Source organism: Streptomyces sp. NPDC021012 (assembly GCF_044333355.1).
GTDB lineage: Bacteria > Actinomycetota > Actinomycetes > Streptomycetales > Streptomycetaceae > Streptomyces.
Genome location: NZ_JBIRQU010000006.1, coordinates 190,784 through 208,126 on the forward strand (window position 1 = coordinate 190,784; position 17,343 = coordinate 208,126).

A 17,343-nucleotide genomic window follows, 5' to 3' on the forward strand; every position below is an offset into this window, starting at 1 on the left:
CAGAGCTACGACCTGCACTTTCGCCCTCATGGCCCCCCCCTGAAGCCAGCACCGGACCAGCACGGGAACATCTCGTGCCGGCCGGGGCCCAGCGAGAAGCTGGCCCGCCCAGGCCATGGGTTGCTCAACGAAGCGGAGGACGATCACTGACAGCAGCGCACGCAACCGCCCCGGATCACTTGCTGCTGAGCCTGCCAGGCAGACGAACGGAACGCGTGATGCCCTCAGCCGAGCTTCTCGGCTGAGGCCGTCGGGCATCACGTGCGCGTAGGTCTGATGGGTGATCTTCGGGTCACGGTGCCCCAGCCACGCGGACCGATCGTCCTCGTCTGGGGCAACGCCCGCATCCACCTCGTGCCGCCGCTCAAGACGTTCTTCAAGGCCAACACCCACTGGCTGATCGTCTTCCAGCTGCCCGCCTGTGCGCCGGACCTCGAACCACAGGAAGGCGTCCGGTCGCTGGTAAAGCGCGACCTCGGCAACCTCGCCGCCACCGATCTCGGCCAGCTGACGAGAGCGGTCAAGCGCAAGCTCAAGCAGATCCAGTACCGCCCGCACCTCGTCGGCGGTTGCCTCACCGGCACCGGCCTGATCATGGACGGCTGACCGGCGTCACAAGCTCAAGCCCAGAAGCGGTTCTACGAGCCTGCTCGCCGACCAGCTTCTTGTCTTCGAGGTTCGGATGGCGAGCCGGCCGGGCAGATCCCGAGTCACACCGACGACCTACTGGTACCAGTCGTCGCCGCCCTCGGCGAGCGAACGGCCCAGGTAGTCCCTGAGGTCTCGTGCCACCCATCGGCGACTGTCGGTCTCGTGCTCCCAGACGAAGACGTCCGGGCGCTGGGGTGTCCGCACGAACGCGAACTGGTCTCCACCCCCGTTGTCTCCGAAGAAGAGCAGAGCGTCGAAGGGCATGTACAGCTGGGCGAAGGAGCTGTCGGAACGGAAGAGAAGGTTCTGCTCGACGATCCGTTCGACGGGCCAGACGGTGTCCACCGCGATGCGGCCGATGATTCCGTTGCTCTCCAGGAGCAGCTGCCTCAGCTCTGCAGGCAGCTCGCGTCCGAGACGGTGCTCTGCGTCAGCGAGGTCCGCCACCTGCGCGGGACTCCGGAACTCTGCCTCAGGAAAGGCCTCAAGAGCCGCTTCTCTCCACATGATCCGAAGACTACCCAGCAGCCGACCGGATCCTGGACGAAGGCACCTGGCCCACCCGCCGAGCCGGGACGGACCATCGCCAGTCGGATACTCCGCCCACCCGCACCGACATCACGAGTTCAGATTCAGAAGCGCGGCGAGTGTGCGTGTCACGTGTTCGAGCATGGTCATTTCCCGTATGTGGTGTGTGGTGGCGGCGCTCCCGGAGCGCGTGGGCGGGCACGGCACCGACGGCGGCCATCCCCTGCGTACAGTCGGCCTTCCGCTCGGCCGTCGGCGTTGGTCCAGGTGCTGCTGGTCGCGAAGTACGTGTCGTAGAGCTCCTGGACATCCAGAAGGCTCTCGGGTGGGACCTTGCCGTAGGCGATGCGCTCGAGGTGCCGAAAGTATTCGAAGCGCTCGACGCCCGGGGTGATGACGATGAGGATGTCGGCGTCGCGGCCGGGTGCGGCCGCGAAGGCGTGTGCCAGGCCGGGCGGGACGATGACCAGGTCGCCGCGTTCGGCTGTGACGAGCTGCTCGCCGGACAGAAGCTGCGCGGTGCCGTCCAACAGGTAGAACAGTTCGGCCGAGTGGGCGTGGTGGTGCGGTCGGGCACCGTCCGCACCGTTGGTGAGGGTGACCCGCTGAGTGGACAGGGCGCCACCGGTTGCGCTGCTGTCCGCCAGGAGGCGGACGGTGCTCGGGGCCCGGCCGATGACCTCGGCCTGCGCGGCGCGGACCACCACGGATTCATCGAAATCTCCGGTGACGAGGGACATCCGTCAATCCTTCGTGAGGGGTTCAGGTCGCCGGCGACCGCGGCATCGGATGGAGTTGCACAGTGACATGGCGAAGCGGCTCGACGTCGAGGAGATGGGCCGGATCAGAGGGTGAACAACAGGGCGGCCGCCACCCACACCAGGACAGCGGTGGCGAAGTGGATGCCGAAGGCGGTCGCCCGGGAGCCGCCGTTGCGCAGCACGATGAACGTGTCGCCCAGAGGCAGCAGCGCGACGACGAGCATGTACCAGGCTTCGGCGCGGGGCCCGACGAACGCGAGCAGGGCGAGGCCGAGCAGGCCGTAACTGCTGTCACGCAGGCCCTTGATCCGCAGGTAGGCGGTGGGGCTGCCCGGTGGGGACGCGACTCCGTATCCGCTCGCCGCGGCATGCGGGGAGTAGAGGAATCGCGCACCGACGAACAGGACGAGCAGATCGAGAAGAACAGCGAGGGTGTACGCGGTGATCGTCATGAGGTGTCACCGGTCCCGGAGCCTTGCGTGGGCGACGGTGGTCGCGCCCGCAGCGGATGCCTGCGGCTGAGCCGGCAGGCGCTTGCCGATCGTGATGAACAGCAGGACCAGACCTGCGGTCAGCAGGATGTGGCCGAGGCCGGCGGTGCCCGCGACTGCGGCACCGCTGTCGTGCCCGAGGACGGTCAGAGTGCCGTGCAGGGTCATCGTGCCGACGGTGATGACCAGGCCCGCGTTGTAGATCCAGAAGAACCAGCCGAACAGCGCACTGGCGGTCAGGGAGAACAGCTTCTCCAGGGCCAGCACGACGAGGAAGAACAGCGTTCCCAGGGAGAGGACATGGGTATGCACGACCCCCAACTGGGTCTGCCCGGTGAAATGCTCGGCCTTGGTGAGTTCCCGGTGGTACAGGCCGCTGACCACACCGAGGATCATGTAGAGATGAGCGGCGTTGAGGAGTTTCTTCATGCGCGGTTGCTTTCTTCGGGTTCGGTGTTCCACGGCTGACGGAGCAGAGCCGAGGGCGAGAACGCCGACGGCCAAGGGGCAACGACCGCGCTGCGCACGAGCGATCGGCTCGGCTCGGCTCGGCTCGGCTGCGGCTGCGGCTGCGGCTGCGGCTGCGGCAAATCGAGGCGTCCGAGGTGATCACGACACCCTGGAGATGGGGCCACGGGTGTCGTGGATGTCCATAGTCACGGCAGCGGAGGCATACGGAAGACATACATGCGCCTCCGCGCTCGAGGACCAAGGCGCTTGGGCTCAGGTGACTCTGTTGATGTGACGGGAACTGCGGGCAGCCCCTGTCGATCTCGCTTTCAGATGCTAGGTCGGCGCCGCATGTGGTGATGTGCATCGCGTGCAGACCTCACTGGCAACGCATGCAAGGGCTGTGCGAGGTTGCGTGCTGGAAGGGCTGTACGGGTTCCGCCACAACCGGGATCCGTCGAGCGTCGCCCGGCTCACGCACCCCGGGCGGATGTGCGACCTGTCCGGCAGGTCATGCCTTCCGACCGGACTCCATTGCCTCGGTGCGGTAGGCGTGCGGAGTGGTCCCGTAGGTGGCACGGAATGCCCGGTTGAACGTCGCCGCACTGGTGAACCCCCACCGAGCGGCGATGACGTGAACGGCCAGATGGCGCAGCTGCGGACGCGCCAGGTCGGCCCGGCAGCGTTCCAGTCGACGTCGGCGGATCACCGCCGCCACCCCCTCGCTCCCGCCATGAAGGTCGTCGTGGCTCTGGAACAGCGTGTACAGGGTGCGCAGCGAGATGTGGTGATGGTCGGCGATCGCACGGGGCGTCAGGCCCGGGTCGGTCAGACTCTGTTCGATGAAGGCGTCGATCCGACGCCGCATGACCTGCGCCCGGGCGCTGGCCGGCGCATGCGCTTCCGCGCCCAGTTGCTGGCCCAGGCACGAAACCGCCAGCTCCACTGCCGTGTTGCCGAGGACCGTCAGGTCCAGGGGCCTGCAGTCCGGACCGTTCCCGGCCAGGGAGACCAGGAACGGGGCCAGGATCGCTCCCATGCCCGTGCCGCTGGACATGCGTCGTGCGAGCAGTCGGTCGATCTGCTGAGAGGGCAGTGGCATCCGCGCTTTGGGTATCTGCAGGACGAGGGCGTCCACTGTGCTGCCGTCGAGGCCGGAACTGGACTTGTACGGGCGGGAGGTGTCCCACAGCACCATGTCCCCGGCGTGCAGCTCCGCCTCACTATCGCCCTGCGCGTACCAGGCGGTTCCCGTGGTCACCAGCGCCAGCTGGTACTGCTCCGGATCCCCACGGCGGATCAGCGCCGGGGTGCGCCATGAACGCAGCGGTGAATACGCGAACCTCGACACCTGGGCCGCACCGAGGTCCAGGAAGGCGCCTTCCGCATGGAATCCGGCAGCGTCCTGCGGGGTGAACGCAGACGGCATCAACGCGCTGGACACCGTCTGCGCGAACCAGTCGAACCTGCCCGTCATCGGTACTTGCGCCGAATCCACCCCGTGCCACATCGTCAAGCCCCCACCTTGCTTGTTCCACTCGGCTCGGTCTTCTCGCTCGACCCACGCGACGACCACTCGCGGCGCCATGTGCCGAGCGGCTCGACCCGGGCCGGAGAAGTCGCGCGTCCTACCTTCACGGGCTGCCCTGTGGTCGCCATTCGTGCCCGGTGTTCCGAAGCCGCCGATCAGTTCGTGCTTCCTCCCGTCCACACTGACGACCGGGTCACCTCCCGCCGGAACGGACGACTGACCGACGGACCTCGCACACCCACTTCCACACGTACCGGCCCGGGGTTGCCGAACCGATGCCCCCGAGGGAGGCCGGAGCGGCACCACGGCGGCGCGTCAAGCTCGATCGTGCTCGGGCTGATGGGCGCAGCGGCACTGCCCATCGGTGCGCTGGAACACCATCGGTCAAACGCCGCCAAACGATCCCACTGACTCGCCCCCCGGTCGGCTAGGGACGCCAGCCGGGGCGCCAGCCGCCCCGGTCCCCCGCCTTGACCTGGTGGCACCAGGCGCGCAGAGGCTCCTGGAGAGTGTCCGACGGATCGTGCGGCGACCCCGTCGGGTTACCTGCGTCAGACCGTCAGGCGGCGTGCTCGACGTACTCGAAGACGATGCCACCAGGGTGTCGCACCGTGGCATTGCGGCCAGTGGGAACCTGGTTCGGGCCGGAGAGGATCTCGCCGCCGTGCGTATCCAGAAGGTCGCCCAGGCCGTCAAGATCGTCGACGAGGACCGTGCTCTGAACGTTCCGAAAGGGGGCGAGGGCCTCCTCCGTGCCTGCCACGACCAGGAATCCGCCGATACCCGCCAGTTCCACGTCGGCGTAGGGGAAGCGCATCCTGACGTCCTCCCCGGTCAGCTCGCGCAGTGAAGGCAACGCCCGATCCAGATCGTCCACGTACAGCCGAGCCAGCGTCCTCAGCGCCTTCATGTCCACCCCTCAAGATCAATTCGATATTCCCGAACTGTGGAATCGTGCGTCATCATAGACACGGATCCGGAGGAGGACGAACCGATGCCCACGCTGCCCCAGCCCCAGCCCCAGGACTTCGACATCGCCACCGTGCTGCATGCCCTGGGCGACCCTGTCCGCCTGGACCTGCTGCAACGCCTGGCCGCGGACGGAGAATGCACCTGCAGCCCGGAAGGCGTCACCGTGGCCCGCTCCACCCTGTCCAACCACTGGCGCATCCTGCGCGAAGCAGGCGTCATCTCCGTGCGCACCAGCGGGAAGACCCGCCTGGTCACCCTCCGCCGCCAAGAACTCGACGCGCGCTTCCCCCGTCTGCTCGACGCCGTGCTGGACGAGGTCGACCGCCACGCCGACACCGCGTGACCCCCGCAGGTCAAGAACGCGACCACAGCCAGACCACTGCCCGAGGTGGCACCTGGACGTCCTCACCGTCGTATCGGGTCGCCACCGACCGAAATCCCTTGAGCGCCGGGACGGTTCGCTCCACCACGTCGCGGCAGGCGCACCGTCCGCGGTCAAAGCCCGGAGGGCGGCCGCCAGCTCTTCCGCGGCGCCGCCGATCGGCCCGCCGCGTCTTGTCCGGGGGTGACCACCACCCGGCCGGGCCGCGCACACGGTCCAGAACCGAGATCATCCGGGGAGCGTCACCCATTGTCCGGGCGTGAGGAGCAACGCCGGGGGTCGGCACTTCCCCGTCAATGAGACAGTGCGAAACATTCGGTCAGACCGATCCGCGCCGGTCCTCCCCGCACATCTCGCACGCGGCCCGGCCGCCGGACGGCGTGACACACTGACGGCTCAGGCAGCGGAGAACGGGGGGGGATCCGGTTGGGTCTGGAGATCGAGAGCAGACCGTCGGAGCTGCCGTACGTCGAGCGGGTGTGGCGCAGCCGGAGCAACGAAGTGGGCCGGATGATGTCGGTCGCGGCGGCGCACTGGGAGCTCGTCTTCTGGGAGCACCGAGGTCAGGTCCAGGCAGTCGTAGTGGGCCCAGAACCCAGGGCATGTCCGGCCCCCGTCCCCAAGGACGCCACGTTCTTCGGTATCAGCTTCGCCCTGGGCACCTCGATGCCGCACATACCGATCAGCCGGCTCGTGGGCAGGAACGCGGAGATACCCGATGTGACGCGGCGCTCCGTCTGGCTGAAGGGCTCTGCCTGGCACCCGCCCGATTACGACAACGCGGAGGCGTTCGTACGGCGCATGGTGCGGGAGGGCATCGTGGACCGCGACCCGATCGTGCCCGCCGTGCTCGACGGCGCTGCCCCCGATGTCTCCGAGCGCACCCTCCAGCGGCGCTTCGTCACGGCGACGGGTCTCACCCAGGGCGCCATCCGGCAGATCCACCGCGCCCGTGCGGCCGCGATCCTGATTCAGAAGGGTGAACGGGCCCAGGACGTCGTGCACCGGCTGGGCTACTTCGACCAGCCGCATCTGGCGCGGTCCTTGACCCGGTACATCGGCCGGACCGCCACTGGCCTGAGCCGTCCGGACGGGACCGAGCCCCTGTCGCTTCTGTACAAGCCCTCGTCCTCGATGCCCGCGTAGGTTTCCCGGCGTAGCCGACGGGGTCGGCTCGTCCCGGTCGCAGGGCCGTCCCGGCCGCAACCGGGCAGACGGCCCGGAACTCATCACGGAGGAATCATGCGCAAGGTCGTTTCGAGTCCGTTCATCTCGCTCGACGGTGTCGTCCAGTCGCCGAACGAATGGCAGTTCGCCTTCGACGAGGAGATGGGCGCTGCACTGGGGAAGGCGCTGGAGACGGCGGACACGATTCTGATGGGCCGGGTGACCTTCACCGAGTGGGCTGAGTACTGGCCGACGGTGACCAGCGGCGAGGACGCCGGTTTCGCCAAGTGGATCAACGATTCGCCCAAGTACGTCGTCTCCTCCACGCTGGACAGCGTCGAGCACTGGGCCAACAGCACGCTCGTCAACGGCGATCTGGCGGCCGCGATCGAGAAGCTCAAGGCAGGCGAGGGCAAGGACATCACCGTCGCGGGCAGCCCGACGCTGGTGCGTTCGCTGCTGGAACTTGATCTGCTGGACGAACTGGTGCTGTTGATCCACCCGGTGGTGGCCGGCGAGGGCCGAAAGAAGCTGTTCGCGGATGACGCCGCCCTGAAGAAGCTGGAGCTGGTGAGCGCCGAGCCCACCAGCAGCGGCGTGATCATCGCGACCTACCGCCCGGTGCGCTGAGCGCTGGACCGTAGCGGCAGTCAGGCTGCTCCGTTCAGTGGCGGTGTCGTAGGGCCAATGGGCGAGTCGCCGGTGCTCTCCTCCGAACATCTGCGGCTCGGGTCTGCCCTTGCGAGGCGGCCACACCTTCCAGGACCCGGCAGTCATGACCTGGACCGCGACGAAACCGCGCGGCTTCCGAGCAGGCTGCTGCTGGTCCCCCGCGGGCATGTGAAAGACCCGTCCAGGTCCGAGGCGGAATGATGCCGGCCGCTGCGGCGACGGCCGCGCCCGGTCTGCCCATGTGTGCGGGTTCCACTCTCCGTAGTCAGCACGGTGGCCTCATGTCATTCCCGATCAGCGCGACACGGACAGGCGCTGGTCCAGCCGCTCCGCAGGACTCCACGAGGTCGCGCAGGAGGGCCATGGCGGCCGGGCGCATGCGGGAGCGTCGAACTATGGTGTCCCACCACATACGCCCCTGACCTGCGACTTCCTACGGTGTGGCGACACCGAAACGTCCCCGCACATGCCTGCAAGTGGTGCACATGGCCGCCGCAACAACCGCTCCCACACCCCCCGGTTCCCTCAAGCGCATCGTCGCCACCAGTCTCATCGGCACGACCATCGAGTGGTACGACAATTCCTTATGCGGTTCTGCTGGGCGACGAGCACACCGTGAACCATCACCGCCGCCGGGCCTGGGGCACGTCCGAGGGAAGGAACCACCCCTCGACGGTCACCCGCGCCCGCCCTCGGCACGCGGTCCGCCGTAGCGCGCCCGGTAGAAGGCCACCTGCTCGGCGCTCGTCGACGAGTACACGGCGTACACGTCACCGATGCGCTCGCGGCCGCCCCGACGCCCGTGCCTCCCTTGGGCAGCCCGGCATGCCAACACCGACACCTGGGAGTCGGGTTGCCAGTGCAGGGTGTACGCCGGACCGTTGGGATCCGGGACGTCCTCCATGCGTACGCCGCGCCCGGCCAGCAGCCGTTCCAGCTTGCCGTAGCGGAGGCGGCGGGCGAAGCGGCCGTACCGCGCACGGATCACGGGGTTGACGGCGCGGCTGCCGAGGGACGACAGCCGATGCACCTGCAGGGTGAAGTGGTGCCCCACCCAAGGGTGGTCGGGCGACTCCCGCTGCCAGAAGAACTCGGCCATGCCGTAGTCGCGCCACATGCCGTGGCCGTCGAGGGAGTTCTCGGCGAAGTCGGTCCCGAGGACGGCTGTGACCTGGTCGGGGCCGTCCGTCGGCCTGGCGCCGAGCACCGTTCCGGACGTGATCACATCGAGGTAGAAGGCAAGGGAGTACGGAGTCAACGGGGCTTTCCTCGAAGGGCTTTCCTCGCCGGACGGGAGGCGGTCGGCGCCCGCAGGCTGCCCCAGCATAGATCAGGACTCGTCGCCCAGACCGCGGTCGGGTGCGCTCATGTCCCCCGTGGCGGGCGTGCCCTCGGCGCGGCCGTAGCGCAGGTGCACGGTCCCCTTGGGGCTGGCCTCCGGCGGCTCCAGGAGCGTGACGTTGGTGGGCACCGCGCCGTCCTCGAACACCTTCTTGCCGACGCCGAGCACGACGGGGTGCAGCCAGAGGTCCAGGCGGTCGAAGAGCTTCTCGTGCAGGAGGGTCTGCACCAGGTTCAGGCTGCCGACGACCGTCACCTGCTCATGCCGCTCGCGGATCTCGCGCACCGCGCCGGGCAGGTCCGGGCCGAGCTGCTCGGAGTCGGCCCAGGGCAGGTCGGGCTTGCCACGGGAGGCCACGTACTTCGGGATGCGGTTGAAGAGCCTGCCGAAGTGGTCGTCCTGCTGCGGCCAGTACGAGGCGAAGATGTCGTACGTGCGCCGACCGAGCAGGAGGGCGTCCGTGCCCTCGTACGCCGCCTGGATCTGGGCGCCCGTGGCCTCGTCGATCAGGGGCGCCTGCCAGCCGCCGAAGGGGAACCCCTCGGGGTCCTCATCGGGACCGCCGGGCGCCTGCCCGACGAGGTCGAGGGTCGAGAACATGGCGATGTGGATGAGGCCCATGGCTTGCTCCTGATGCGTCGAACGGTCTCGTCAAGAGGTAGACCCGGGGACGACCGCGGAATCATCGCCGCGAAGCCGGGTTCACCCGTTCGGACGACCCCGGACGCGAACACGAACCCGGCCCTGGCCCCGACGCGGGCCCGAGCACCACACCGCCTCGGCGCCGCGACCACCGCATGAGGCCCACGGGCGGGACCACCCGGCGGGGCTCATGACGCGACTGCAGAATCCGTGGGGAGAGCTTGTGAGCGAACGGTGATCGAGAACGACGAACACCGGAGGCGAGCATCGACCGTTTCTGGCCGGCCGGAACCGTAGTCGGCAGAGCGTAGCCCTCTCCGATCTCGCGCCACCTCCCGACCTTGCCGTCGTTGAGCCGACCACCCGCCAGACCGGGCTCCGTTTCGAAGGTGCCGTTCTCGATCAGATCGGTCCGCACGGCACGCGAGGCGCCCGGCCCCTGCGGACTCGCGGTCGCGGTCTCGGTCGGACCGAACAGAGGCAGGGCCAGGGCCGTGGCCACAGCGGCGACAACCGTGAGCCGACCAGCCGTACGACGACACCGCGGCGTCGGGAGGGAGCACGCAGCGGAACCCGAGCTCCGCGGGAGAGGATTCACATGCTCGCCCCAGGGCCCGTCTGACGATTCGCGTCGGATCAGGCCGGGCGGGTCGGACCCGACGGGAAGGGGCGGACAGGCCCCGGGACGGACCCTACGGCCGGGCCGTCCCGTCCGGCACCGGCGTGGCCTGGTGGTAGTAGAGCCGGAACTCCCCGGCGGCGTCGCGGCGCCAGATCGACGAACGGCGGGCGTGCCGGTCCTCGATGCGGGTCTCGTAGGTGAGGTGGACGATCCCGGGGGCGAGGACCGTGCCCTCGAAGTGCTCTGCGGTGATGGGGCTGCTGTTGTCGGCGCCGCCGTGGAGCGTGGGCAGGGCGGCGATCATCTCCGCGTGTGTCCACCGCCGCCCGGAGGCGCCGACCTCGATGAAATCGGGGTCGAAGAGGGTTTCGGCGAGGGGGCCGGAGAGACGGACGGAGGGGTCGTGGAGGCGTCGCTCCCGGATGATCGCCTCGGTGACGTCCGGATGCTGCGGGAGCGCCTCGGGCGCGTGCCGGTCGTTCTGGATCATGGCGACATGATGCCTGGTCGCGGCCGACGGGCCCGCGGCGGTCTGACCACCGGGGTCCACCTCGCCTGCGACGGCCGGGGCCGCCCGCCGGCCCGACCGCCGAGACCTCGAGCCAAACCCATTCTGAAACGATCAGTCAGAGGGCGTTTAGCTCATCATTACGTTCTCTTGCGCCGATATGGGCTTGTGATCGGCTGGGAGTGATGAGGTTGGTGTGGTTGATGATGTGGGAGTGACTGTCAGGCGGGCGTCTTGGCCTGGCTGCTCCTGTTTCATCCCAAGGCGCCGGTCTTCGCGCTGTTTGCTTCGAGCGCCGGTCCGCGCGCCGGGGCCGGCTGGGTAGTTCAGGTTCATGCCTGAACGCCGCCGATATCCCAGCGATCTGTCCGATGCCCGGTGGGAGTTGGTCGAGCCGGTCCTGACCGCCTGGCGGTCCGAGCGCCGCGGCCGCGGCCTGGACATCGGCCGACCACCGGACCACGACCTGCGGAGCCTGCTGGACGCGGTCCTCTACGTGAACCGGACGGGCATCCCATGGCGCTATCTGCCGCACGACTACCCGCACTGGAACACCGTCTACGCATACTTCGCCCGCTGGCAGGAAGAAGGCGTCTTCGACCAGCTCAACACGCTCCTCCGCCGCCAAGTCCGCAGGCAGGAAGGCCGCGAGGAGGAACCGACCGCCTGCGTCATCGACTCCCAGAGCATCAAGACCTCCGTCAACGTCCCCACCTCTGAGCAGGGCATCGACGCCGGCAAGAAGATCGTGGGCCGCAAGCGGAGCATCGTCATCGACACCGTCGGGCTCCTCCTCGGAGTCCTGGTCACCGCGGCCAGCGTGCAGGACTCGATCGCCGGCCAGACCCTCATCGAACGGGTCGCCGCCGAGCATCCGACCGTCCGCAAGACCTGGGTCGACGGCGGCTACCGCCAGCACCTCGTCGAACATGCCGCCACCCTCGGCATCGACATGCACATCGTCCGCCGCGACCCCACGACCAGGGGATTCGCCGTCCTGCCCCGTCGATGGACCGTCGAGAGAACGCTGGACTGGCTCATGAACCACCGCCGCCTCGCCCGCGACTACGAAGCCCACCCACACCGCTCCGAAGCCATGATCCACCTCGCGATGATCAACCTCATGACCCGCAGACTCACCGCCGAATCCACCCCGAGCTGGCGTGACACATGAAACGCGCTCAATCCGGCAATCCGGCAATCCGGCAATCCGGGATGAAACAACGGGACGAAACGCCCTCTTACACACGCGGGACCGCAATGCTCCGAGCAGGCCGTCACTGACTCCTCCCACAGGCCGTGGACCCCGCGTCCCTCAGACGGCGCCCGCATAAACCTGCCCCCTTCACCGCCGGGGGCATGCGGCCGGGCGGATGCGGGAGCGTCGAACTATGGTGTCCCACCACATACGCGGCTGACCTGCGTGTTTCTCTCCATCTCGGGTCGCGAGCCAGCACGGAACCAGCACCGGAAAGAGAGGCCCTGATGGGAGCGGCAGCCCACTTGCTCGGGAAGGCATCCGAGACCCGAGCGAATGGCCCCGCTGCGGGACAGTACGAGCGATCGGCCTACCCCCGCCTAGGGCAAAAAAGGCTCAAGCCGCACCGACGTCCCAGGTCGGAAAGCCTCCTCCCCCAGTGCGTACGAGAGCAATTCGATCCGTGGCCAGCGTCCGAATCCGGACTTGCTGTGCTAGAGGCCAGCAGGAGCGGGGACCGGCTCGAGACCGCTGGGTGCGGAGACCGCGCCGCGTCCGGTGCGGGGGAAGGCCGATTCCTGGCTGGCCGGAGGGCGTCGGTGTACCAGAGAATGGGGTGACCGGAGCCGAGCACGAGCGGCTTCCGCTGCCTCCCGCCGACGGAGCTGAGATGTGCGGTATCACCGGATGGGTGTCCTTCGACCGCGACCTCCTCGCAGAGCCGCCCGTCGTCAGGGCGATGACGGACACGCTGCGCAGACGCGGCCCGGACGGCAGCGGTGTGTGGACGGGACGGCATGCCGCGCTGGGCCACCACCGGCTGGCGGTGCTTGATCCGTCGGGCGGGGTCCAACCGCTCGTGGCGCCCACACCCGACGGCCCGGTGGTCATCACCTACAGCGGCGAGACGTACAACTTCGCCGAACTCCGCGCCGAACTCGCCTCCATGGGACACCGGTTCCGCACGTCCTGCGACACGGAGGTGGTGCTCCTGGGCTATCTCGAGTGGGGTCCGGACGTCGCGCGGCGGCTGAACGGCATGTACGCGTTCGCGGTGTGGGACGCCAGGGTCGACCGGCTCGTCCTCGTGCGGGACCGGCTCGGCATCAAGCCGCTGTTCTACCGGTCCACGCCCGACGGCCTGCTGTTCGGCTCCGAGGCGAAGGCCATCTTCGCCCATCCGCTGTCCCGCCCCGCGATCGACACCGACGGGCTGCGTGAGATGGTCGCGCACAGCCTCAGCATCGACCAGCCCGTGTGGGCGGGGCTGCGCCACGTGCCGCCGGGGGCCGCTGTCACCGTGGACCGCGGCGGCCTGCGCACCCGGCCCTACTGGCGGCTCACCGCCCACGACCACCGCGACAGCCTGCCTGAAACCGTCGAGACCGTCGGCGCCCTGTTACAGGACGGCGTCCGCCGTCAAATGGTGGCGGACGTGCCGGTCTGCGTCCTGCTCTCCGGCGGGCTGGACTCCAGCGCGCTGACCGCCATGGCCGCGGCACAGCTGGGCCCGCTGGGGGAATCCGTCGCCAGCTATTCGGTGGACTTCGCCGATCACACCGACATGGTCGAGGCCGACCTCGAACGTCCCGAGGCCGACGCTCCGTTCGTCCGCGAAGTCGTCCGGCACCTGTCCACACGCCACACGAACGTCCTGGTGGACGCGGACGAGATCGCGGAGCCCCGCATCCGCCGCGAGACGGTCGCCGCTTACGACCTGCCACCGACCTCACAGGACCGGGACCGCTCGCTGTACCTGCTGTTCAGGGAGATCCGGCAACGCTGCACAGTGGCGCTGTCGGGCGAGTCCGCCGACGAACTCTTCGGCGGCTACCACTGGAACCACGATCCGCACGTGCAGCAGGCAGCCGCCTTCCCCTGGATCGCCGGGCTCAGCGGCTACGGTCAACTGCGATCTGCCCTGCGCCCCGAGCTGTCCCGGTCGCTCGACCTCGACACCTACCTCCACGACCTGTACGCGACCGCCGTCGCCGAGGTCGACACCCTGCCGGACGACAGTCCGCTGGAACGGCGCATGCGGGTGTCGAGCCATCTGCACCTCACGCGCATCCTGCGCGTCCTGCTGGAGCGCAAGGATCGGTTGAGCATGGCCGTCGGGCTCGAGGTGCGGGTGCCGTACTGCGACCACCGGCTGGTCGAGTACGTGCACAACGCGCCCTGGCACATGAAGAGCCACGACGGCCGCGAGAAGAGCCTCCTGAGGGCGGTGAGCCGCGGCCTGCTCCCGGCAGGGGTGCTCGAACGCCGCAAGAGCGCCTATCCCACCCTGCGGTCGACCCGCCATGCGCAGGTCTTGCAGGAGCAGGCGGCAGAGTTGCTCCGGCACCCCGATCAGCCGCTGTTCGATCTCATCGACCCCCGATGGCTGGCTGCCGCGGTGCGCGTCCCCCCGGAGTCGCTTCCGGCGGCGACGCGCAACGGCATCGAGGACGTACTCAACCTCACCGTCTGGCTGGACCTCTACAAGCCCGAAGTACGACTGCGCTGAAAGCGGCCGCAGAGTTCCCGGAAGCCGGACAGGAACGCCCCATCGCTCGTCGCATGCCGGATCTCGGCGCTCGTACCGGAGAAGTCCCTGATCCCCGACGGGTCGTGCGCGAGGCGCTTGAGGCAGTCGGCGAGACCCGCCGGGGTGGCCTGGAATCGGTATTGCTCGGGCAGCATCTCCTGCACGCCCACACTGCCGACATCCGCGACGACCGTGCACAGACCCGAACGTGCGGCCTCGAGCGCCGTGTACGGCACGAGGTCGAACCGCGACGAGCAGACGAACACCGCCTTGCCCGCAAGGGACGGGAAGAAGCGCCCCACCAGCGCGTCCCGGCCGGTGCGGGGTGTGAAGACGAACCTCTCGCGGAGCTCCCTCGGTATCGAAGCCCGCAGCCGCTCGCGCTCCGCGTCCTCCGGGAACCCGCCGATCACCACCGCCCGTGCCAGGTCGCCGTTCTCGATCGCGAGCCGGCAGCCCGCCACGAACAGCTCGACGTTCTTGAAGTGGTCCAGCCGTGACACGGCGGTCACCGCCAGGAGACCGGACGAGAGGGGCAGACCGGCAAGCTCCTCCGGCAGGCGGGCCCGGCCCACCGCACCGTCCAATGGCTGTGCCAGCGCCGTCACGCGCCCGGCCGGCACACCCTCCGCGCGCAGGCGCCGGACCTGCAGGGGCGATATCTCGGCGCACAGCAGACGTTCCCGGCGGCGCACGACGTCAAGGCCCCGCTGCTGGACGTGCTGGAGATGCCGTGCCTTCGCGTGGTCCCAGTCGAAGGCCTGCTGCGCCGCCGGCCAGCCGATCGCCTCGGCCACGTGCGTCACGAAGGGGGAGTGGTGGGTGATCAAGGAGTCGAACTCCGGTGGTGCGTAAGGCAGTACGGCCGAGGTCTGGTAGTAGACGACCGGTGAGGGCTCGCCCTCCTCGCCGCCGGCCGCGCGTATCGCTGTGCGGAATGCGTCGGTGAGTTCCGCGTCCGTCATGCCGTAGTGGAACTCCAGGCTGACCGCGGGATAACGGCCGAAGACGTGTAGCGGCCGCACCCGGGGGCGGCGCAGTCCGTCGCGGCGCCGATACAAGACGAAGGCGACGCGCCCGCCGTTGAGATGGAGGATGTCCGCCGCTCTGACGGCATGCTGGACGACGCCGTAGAGGTAGGGAGCGTGGCGTCCCTGTGGCAGAAAACGGTGGTTGAGGATCAGGACGGTGTCGCGCAGGTGCTGCACTGTGCCTCCTCGCCGCTGGTTTCAGAGCCCCGGAATGACGCGGTGCGCGGTACCGGCGTAGATCTCGGCCAGGACGTCCGGCGGCAGTCCCAGCCCGGAGATCATCCATCGGCCGCGCAGGGGCGGATGCTCGTCCGAGTGGGGGAAGTGCTCGTCCTCGGTCTCCAGGAACCTGAAGTGCGTCCGATACGCGGCCTCGTAAGGCGGAATCTCATCGGTGCCGAACAGCACCCTGCCCGGGTGGCGCAGCAGGAGTGCCCGGGTGCGGCGCGGCTGACGACCGAGCTCGGCCAGCCGTGCCGAGATGTCGATGAGGTAGTTCGGACACGTGTCGAGCATGCGTCCGACCAGGCCGAGATCCTCGGCGCAGCATCCGGCGTGGACACCGATGAAAGTCGTGCCGGGATGACCTTTGACCACGGCCTCCAGCGCGGTGATGAGCCTCTCGAAGGTGGGCAGGCCCCGGCCCGCGTAGGACCACTCCGGGTGGGCCAGCAACTCTTCAAGGCGTTCGTTGGAGGGGTCCGGCGGGTCGAAGAAGGCCATGGGGTCGGCGGTGTGGATGGCGACGGGCACACCCAACTCGCCCGTGCGGCGCCACAGTGGCGACAGCCTGGGGTCGTCCGGCAGCACCAGCCGCCCCGCGCCGTCCCGCACCCCGAGGCCCAGGTCCTTCCAGACCTTCATGCCGCGGGCGCCTGCGGCCACGGCCGCCTCGAGGTCGTCCGCCAGCAGGGCACCGGCCCGCTCGTCCTGCGCTTCGCGCAGCCGGGACCAGTCGGGATGACAGAAGGTGGCGAACCTGCCCGGGTAGGCCCTGTCGTACCGATCGAGGTTCTGCTGGAGCTCCGCGCCCCACCGGCCGTCCAGATTGACGACGGCGCGGATGTTGCAGCGGTCCATGGTCTGGACGAGTTCCCGTGGATCCGGCACCGCCCAGCCGCCGGTGAGCCACCGGCCGAGGTGGGCATGGGCGTCGACCGCAGGCACCCGCGCGCGTTCGACGCGGGTGGTGGGCACGCGTAACCGACTGCGCGGCGCGTAGCTGCCCAGGTGCGCGCCGAGGGCTGTTCCCGCCGTCACAGGGGCGCCTTCGTGCCGTTCGGTGCCGTCCTCCACAGCATGACCTCCTCGATCCGCCCCTTCCACATGCGCTGGTCGCCGTCGGGCCAGGCACCGATGTTGAGGCCGAACGGCCAGTGGATGCCTTGTGCCGGGCCGAGTCCGCCGTAGCCCTCGGCCACGAGTTCCCCGTCCATGGTGAGCGCCATGGCGCCGTCGTCGGTGTACACGAACGTCACGTGGACCCATCGGCCGAGCGGTACGAGGCCCGGCCGGCTCTGGATGCCGCCCCACTCCATGTTCTGGTAGATACTGGCTCCGAGTGCGCCGTCGCCCTCGACCCCTAAGGCGAATGAGAGGTAACCCTCGATGAGGGTGCGCCGATGGACGTACTCCTCCAGGTTCACGGTCAGGTCGGCGCGGATACCCCCGGACCGGGTGAGCGTCGGTGAGGGGGGCACGAAGACGCGGTCGGTCGTTCCGTCGAACAGCGCGGCGCCCGTGCCCGCTTCCCGGCCCTCCCCTCTGCCGGGAGCGCCGTAGCCGTGGTTGCCGCGGCCCGACAGGTCCTCGGCGCCGGGTCGGTCGTAGCGGTGGTGAAGGACGAGCTCGAACACGCACGCCTC

Annotated in this window: 17 protein-coding genes and 2 pseudogenes; 6 read left to right on the forward strand and 13 right to left on the reverse strand. The window is 68.9% G+C overall.

Annotation, left to right across the window (positions count from 1 at the left end):
• The first annotated feature begins 276 nt into the window (after nucleotides 1-276).
• Nucleotides 277-606 carry a transposase gene (locus ACH4TP_RS21305; protein WP_398438798.1) on the forward strand — a complete coding sequence of 110 codons (330 nt, stop codon included), beginning with the start codon at nucleotides 277-279 and terminating at the stop codon, nucleotides 604-606.
• Nucleotides 607-723: 117 nt separating this feature from the next.
• On the opposite strand, the gene ACH4TP_RS21310 is transcribed toward ACH4TP_RS21305, so the two are convergent.
• The 6 genes and pseudogenes from ACH4TP_RS21310 to ACH4TP_RS21335 all read right to left on the reverse strand — a co-directional run bounded on the left by ACH4TP_RS21310 (nucleotide 724) and on the right by ACH4TP_RS21335 (nucleotide 5,322).
• Nucleotides 724-1,098 (reverse strand): SMI1/KNR4 family protein, encoded by a 375-nt coding sequence (locus ACH4TP_RS21310; protein ID WP_389226404.1) that lies wholly within the window; start codon nucleotides 1,096-1,098, stop codon nucleotides 724-726.
• Between the two features lie 335 nt (nucleotides 1,099-1,433).
• Nucleotides 1,434-1,919 (reverse strand): annotated as a pseudogene (locus ACH4TP_RS21315) (cupin domain-containing protein); the annotation flags it as partial.
• A gap of 104 nt (nucleotides 1,920-2,023) precedes the next feature.
• The gene (locus ACH4TP_RS21320) at nucleotides 2,024-2,392 is read right to left on the reverse strand and encodes a DUF4267 domain-containing protein (protein WP_398182368.1); all 369 of its coding nucleotides are present in this window, start codon (nucleotides 2,390-2,392) and stop codon (nucleotides 2,024-2,026) included.
• A 6-nt stretch (nucleotides 2,393-2,398) separates the two neighbouring features.
• A complete protein-coding gene (locus ACH4TP_RS21325) occupies nucleotides 2,399-2,860 on the reverse strand; it encodes a DUF2871 domain-containing protein (RefSeq protein WP_398438799.1) in 462 nt (153 codons plus the stop codon).
• 532 nt (nucleotides 2,861-3,392) lie between these two features.
• Nucleotides 3,393-4,391: a helix-turn-helix domain-containing protein gene (locus tag ACH4TP_RS21330; RefSeq protein WP_398438962.1), complete on the reverse strand. Its 999-nt coding sequence runs from the start codon at nucleotides 4,389-4,391 to the stop codon at nucleotides 3,393-3,395.
• 580 nt (nucleotides 4,392-4,971) lie between these two features.
• On the reverse strand, nucleotides 4,972-5,322 hold the full coding sequence (locus ACH4TP_RS21335; protein WP_398438800.1) for a hypothetical protein: 351 nt from the start codon (nucleotides 5,320-5,322) through the stop codon (nucleotides 4,972-4,974).
• An 84-nt stretch (nucleotides 5,323-5,406) separates the two neighbouring features.
• On the opposite strand from ACH4TP_RS21335, the gene ACH4TP_RS21340 reads away from it, so the two are divergent.
• Nucleotides 5,407-5,727, forward strand: a complete 321-nt coding sequence (locus tag ACH4TP_RS21340) for an ArsR/SmtB family transcription factor (RefSeq protein WP_398182360.1) — start codon at nucleotides 5,407-5,409, stop codon at nucleotides 5,725-5,727.
• A 67-nt stretch (nucleotides 5,728-5,794) separates the two neighbouring features.
• Here ACH4TP_RS21340 and ACH4TP_RS21345 read toward each other — a convergent pair.
• Nucleotides 5,795-5,941, reverse strand: a pseudogene (locus ACH4TP_RS21345) (IS5/IS1182 family transposase); the annotation flags it as partial.
• Between the two features lie 251 nt (nucleotides 5,942-6,192).
• Here ACH4TP_RS21345 and ACH4TP_RS21350 point away from each other — a divergent pair.
• Entirely contained in the window at nucleotides 6,193-6,912 is a 720-nt protein-coding gene (locus ACH4TP_RS21350; protein WP_398182357.1) for a helix-turn-helix domain-containing protein, read from the forward strand.
• Between the two features lie 96 nt (nucleotides 6,913-7,008).
• A complete protein-coding gene (locus tag ACH4TP_RS21355) occupies nucleotides 7,009-7,563 on the forward strand; it encodes a dihydrofolate reductase family protein (RefSeq protein ID WP_398182354.1) in 555 nt (184 codons plus the stop codon).
• A gap of 718 nt (nucleotides 7,564-8,281) precedes the next feature.
• Here ACH4TP_RS21355 and ACH4TP_RS21360 read toward each other — a convergent pair.
• The 3 genes from ACH4TP_RS21360 to ACH4TP_RS21370 form a co-directional block, all read right to left on the reverse strand.
• Nucleotides 8,282-8,863 carry a hypothetical protein gene (locus tag ACH4TP_RS21360; RefSeq protein ID WP_398438801.1) on the reverse strand — a complete coding sequence of 194 codons (582 nt, stop codon included), beginning with the start codon at nucleotides 8,861-8,863 and terminating at the stop codon, nucleotides 8,282-8,284.
• A gap of 72 nt (nucleotides 8,864-8,935) precedes the next feature.
• Nucleotides 8,936-9,568, reverse strand: coding sequence for a dihydrofolate reductase family protein (locus ACH4TP_RS21365; RefSeq protein ID WP_398438802.1), 633 nt, complete (start codon nucleotides 9,566-9,568; stop codon nucleotides 8,936-8,938).
• 713 nt (nucleotides 9,569-10,281) lie between these two features.
• Complete coding sequence (locus ACH4TP_RS21370; protein WP_398438803.1) at nucleotides 10,282-10,701, reverse strand: DUF4440 domain-containing protein; 420 nt, start codon at nucleotides 10,699-10,701, stop codon at nucleotides 10,282-10,284.
• Nucleotides 10,702-11,053: 352 nt separating this feature from the next.
• Here ACH4TP_RS21370 and ACH4TP_RS21375 point away from each other — a divergent pair, with 352 nt between their 5' ends.
• Both ACH4TP_RS21375 and asnB read left to right on the forward strand, forming a co-directional pair.
• Nucleotides 11,054-11,893: an IS5 family transposase gene (locus ACH4TP_RS21375; RefSeq protein WP_398438804.1), complete on the forward strand. Its 840-nt coding sequence runs from the start codon at nucleotides 11,054-11,056 to the stop codon at nucleotides 11,891-11,893.
• Between the two features lie 694 nt (nucleotides 11,894-12,587).
• Nucleotides 12,588-14,426, forward strand: coding sequence for an asparagine synthase (glutamine-hydrolyzing) (gene asnB, locus ACH4TP_RS21380; RefSeq protein WP_398438805.1), 1,839 nt, complete (start codon nucleotides 12,588-12,590; stop codon nucleotides 14,424-14,426).
• Here the strand turns inward: asnB and ACH4TP_RS21385 are convergent.
• From ACH4TP_RS21385 to ACH4TP_RS21395, 3 genes are read right to left on the reverse strand one after another with little or no spacing between them, the layout of a single operon-like run.
• Nucleotides 14,399-15,655, reverse strand: a complete 1,257-nt coding sequence (locus tag ACH4TP_RS21385) for a glycosyltransferase (RefSeq protein WP_398182348.1) — start codon at nucleotides 15,653-15,655, stop codon at nucleotides 14,399-14,401. The genes asnB and ACH4TP_RS21385 overlap by 28 nt on opposite strands.
• Nucleotides 15,656-15,676: 21 nt before the next feature.
• Entirely contained in the window at nucleotides 15,677-16,774 is a 1,098-nt protein-coding gene (locus tag ACH4TP_RS21390; RefSeq protein ID WP_398182345.1) for an amidohydrolase family protein, read from the reverse strand.
• Entirely contained in the window at nucleotides 16,735-17,334 is a 600-nt protein-coding gene (locus ACH4TP_RS21395; protein ID WP_398438806.1) for a LamG-like jellyroll fold domain-containing protein, read from the reverse strand. Before ACH4TP_RS21395 ends, ACH4TP_RS21390 begins: the two co-directional genes overlap by 40 nt.
• Nucleotides 17,335-17,343 lie beyond the last annotated feature (9 nt).

What these genes read in the sequence shown, in the direction of transcription:
- ACH4TP_RS21335 (WP_398438800.1), bottom strand. Translation starts at nt 5,322, where the DNA reads ATGAAGGCGCTGAGGACGCTGGCTCGGCTGTACGTGGACGATCTGGAT.
- ACH4TP_RS21330 (WP_398438962.1), bottom strand. Translation starts at nt 4,391, where the DNA reads ATGTGGCACGGGGTGGATTCGGCGCAAGTACCGATGACGGGCAGGTTC.
- ACH4TP_RS21340 (WP_398182360.1), top strand. Translation starts at nt 5,407, where the DNA reads ATGCCCACGCTGCCCCAGCCCCAGCCCCAGGACTTCGACATCGCCACC.
- ACH4TP_RS21320 (WP_398182368.1), bottom strand. Translation starts at nt 2,392, where the DNA reads ATGACGATCACCGCGTACACCCTCGCTGTTCTTCTCGATCTGCTCGTC.
- ACH4TP_RS21305 (WP_398438798.1), top strand. Translation starts at nt 277, where the DNA reads ATGGGTGATCTTCGGGTCACGGTGCCCCAGCCACGCGGACCGATCGTC.
- ACH4TP_RS21370 (WP_398438803.1), bottom strand. Translation starts at nt 10,701, where the DNA reads ATGATCCAGAACGACCGGCACGCGCCCGAGGCGCTCCCGCAGCATCCG.
- asnB (WP_398438805.1), top strand. Translation starts at nt 12,588, where the DNA reads ATGTGCGGTATCACCGGATGGGTGTCCTTCGACCGCGACCTCCTCGCA.
- ACH4TP_RS21355 (WP_398182354.1), top strand. Translation starts at nt 7,009, where the DNA reads ATGCGCAAGGTCGTTTCGAGTCCGTTCATCTCGCTCGACGGTGTCGTC.
- ACH4TP_RS21375 (WP_398438804.1), top strand. Translation starts at nt 11,054, where the DNA reads ATGCCTGAACGCCGCCGATATCCCAGCGATCTGTCCGATGCCCGGTGG.
- ACH4TP_RS21325 (WP_398438799.1), bottom strand. Translation starts at nt 2,860, where the DNA reads ATGAAGAAACTCCTCAACGCCGCTCATCTCTACATGATCCTCGGTGTG.
- ACH4TP_RS21365 (WP_398438802.1), bottom strand. Translation starts at nt 9,568, where the DNA reads ATGGGCCTCATCCACATCGCCATGTTCTCGACCCTCGACCTCGTCGGG.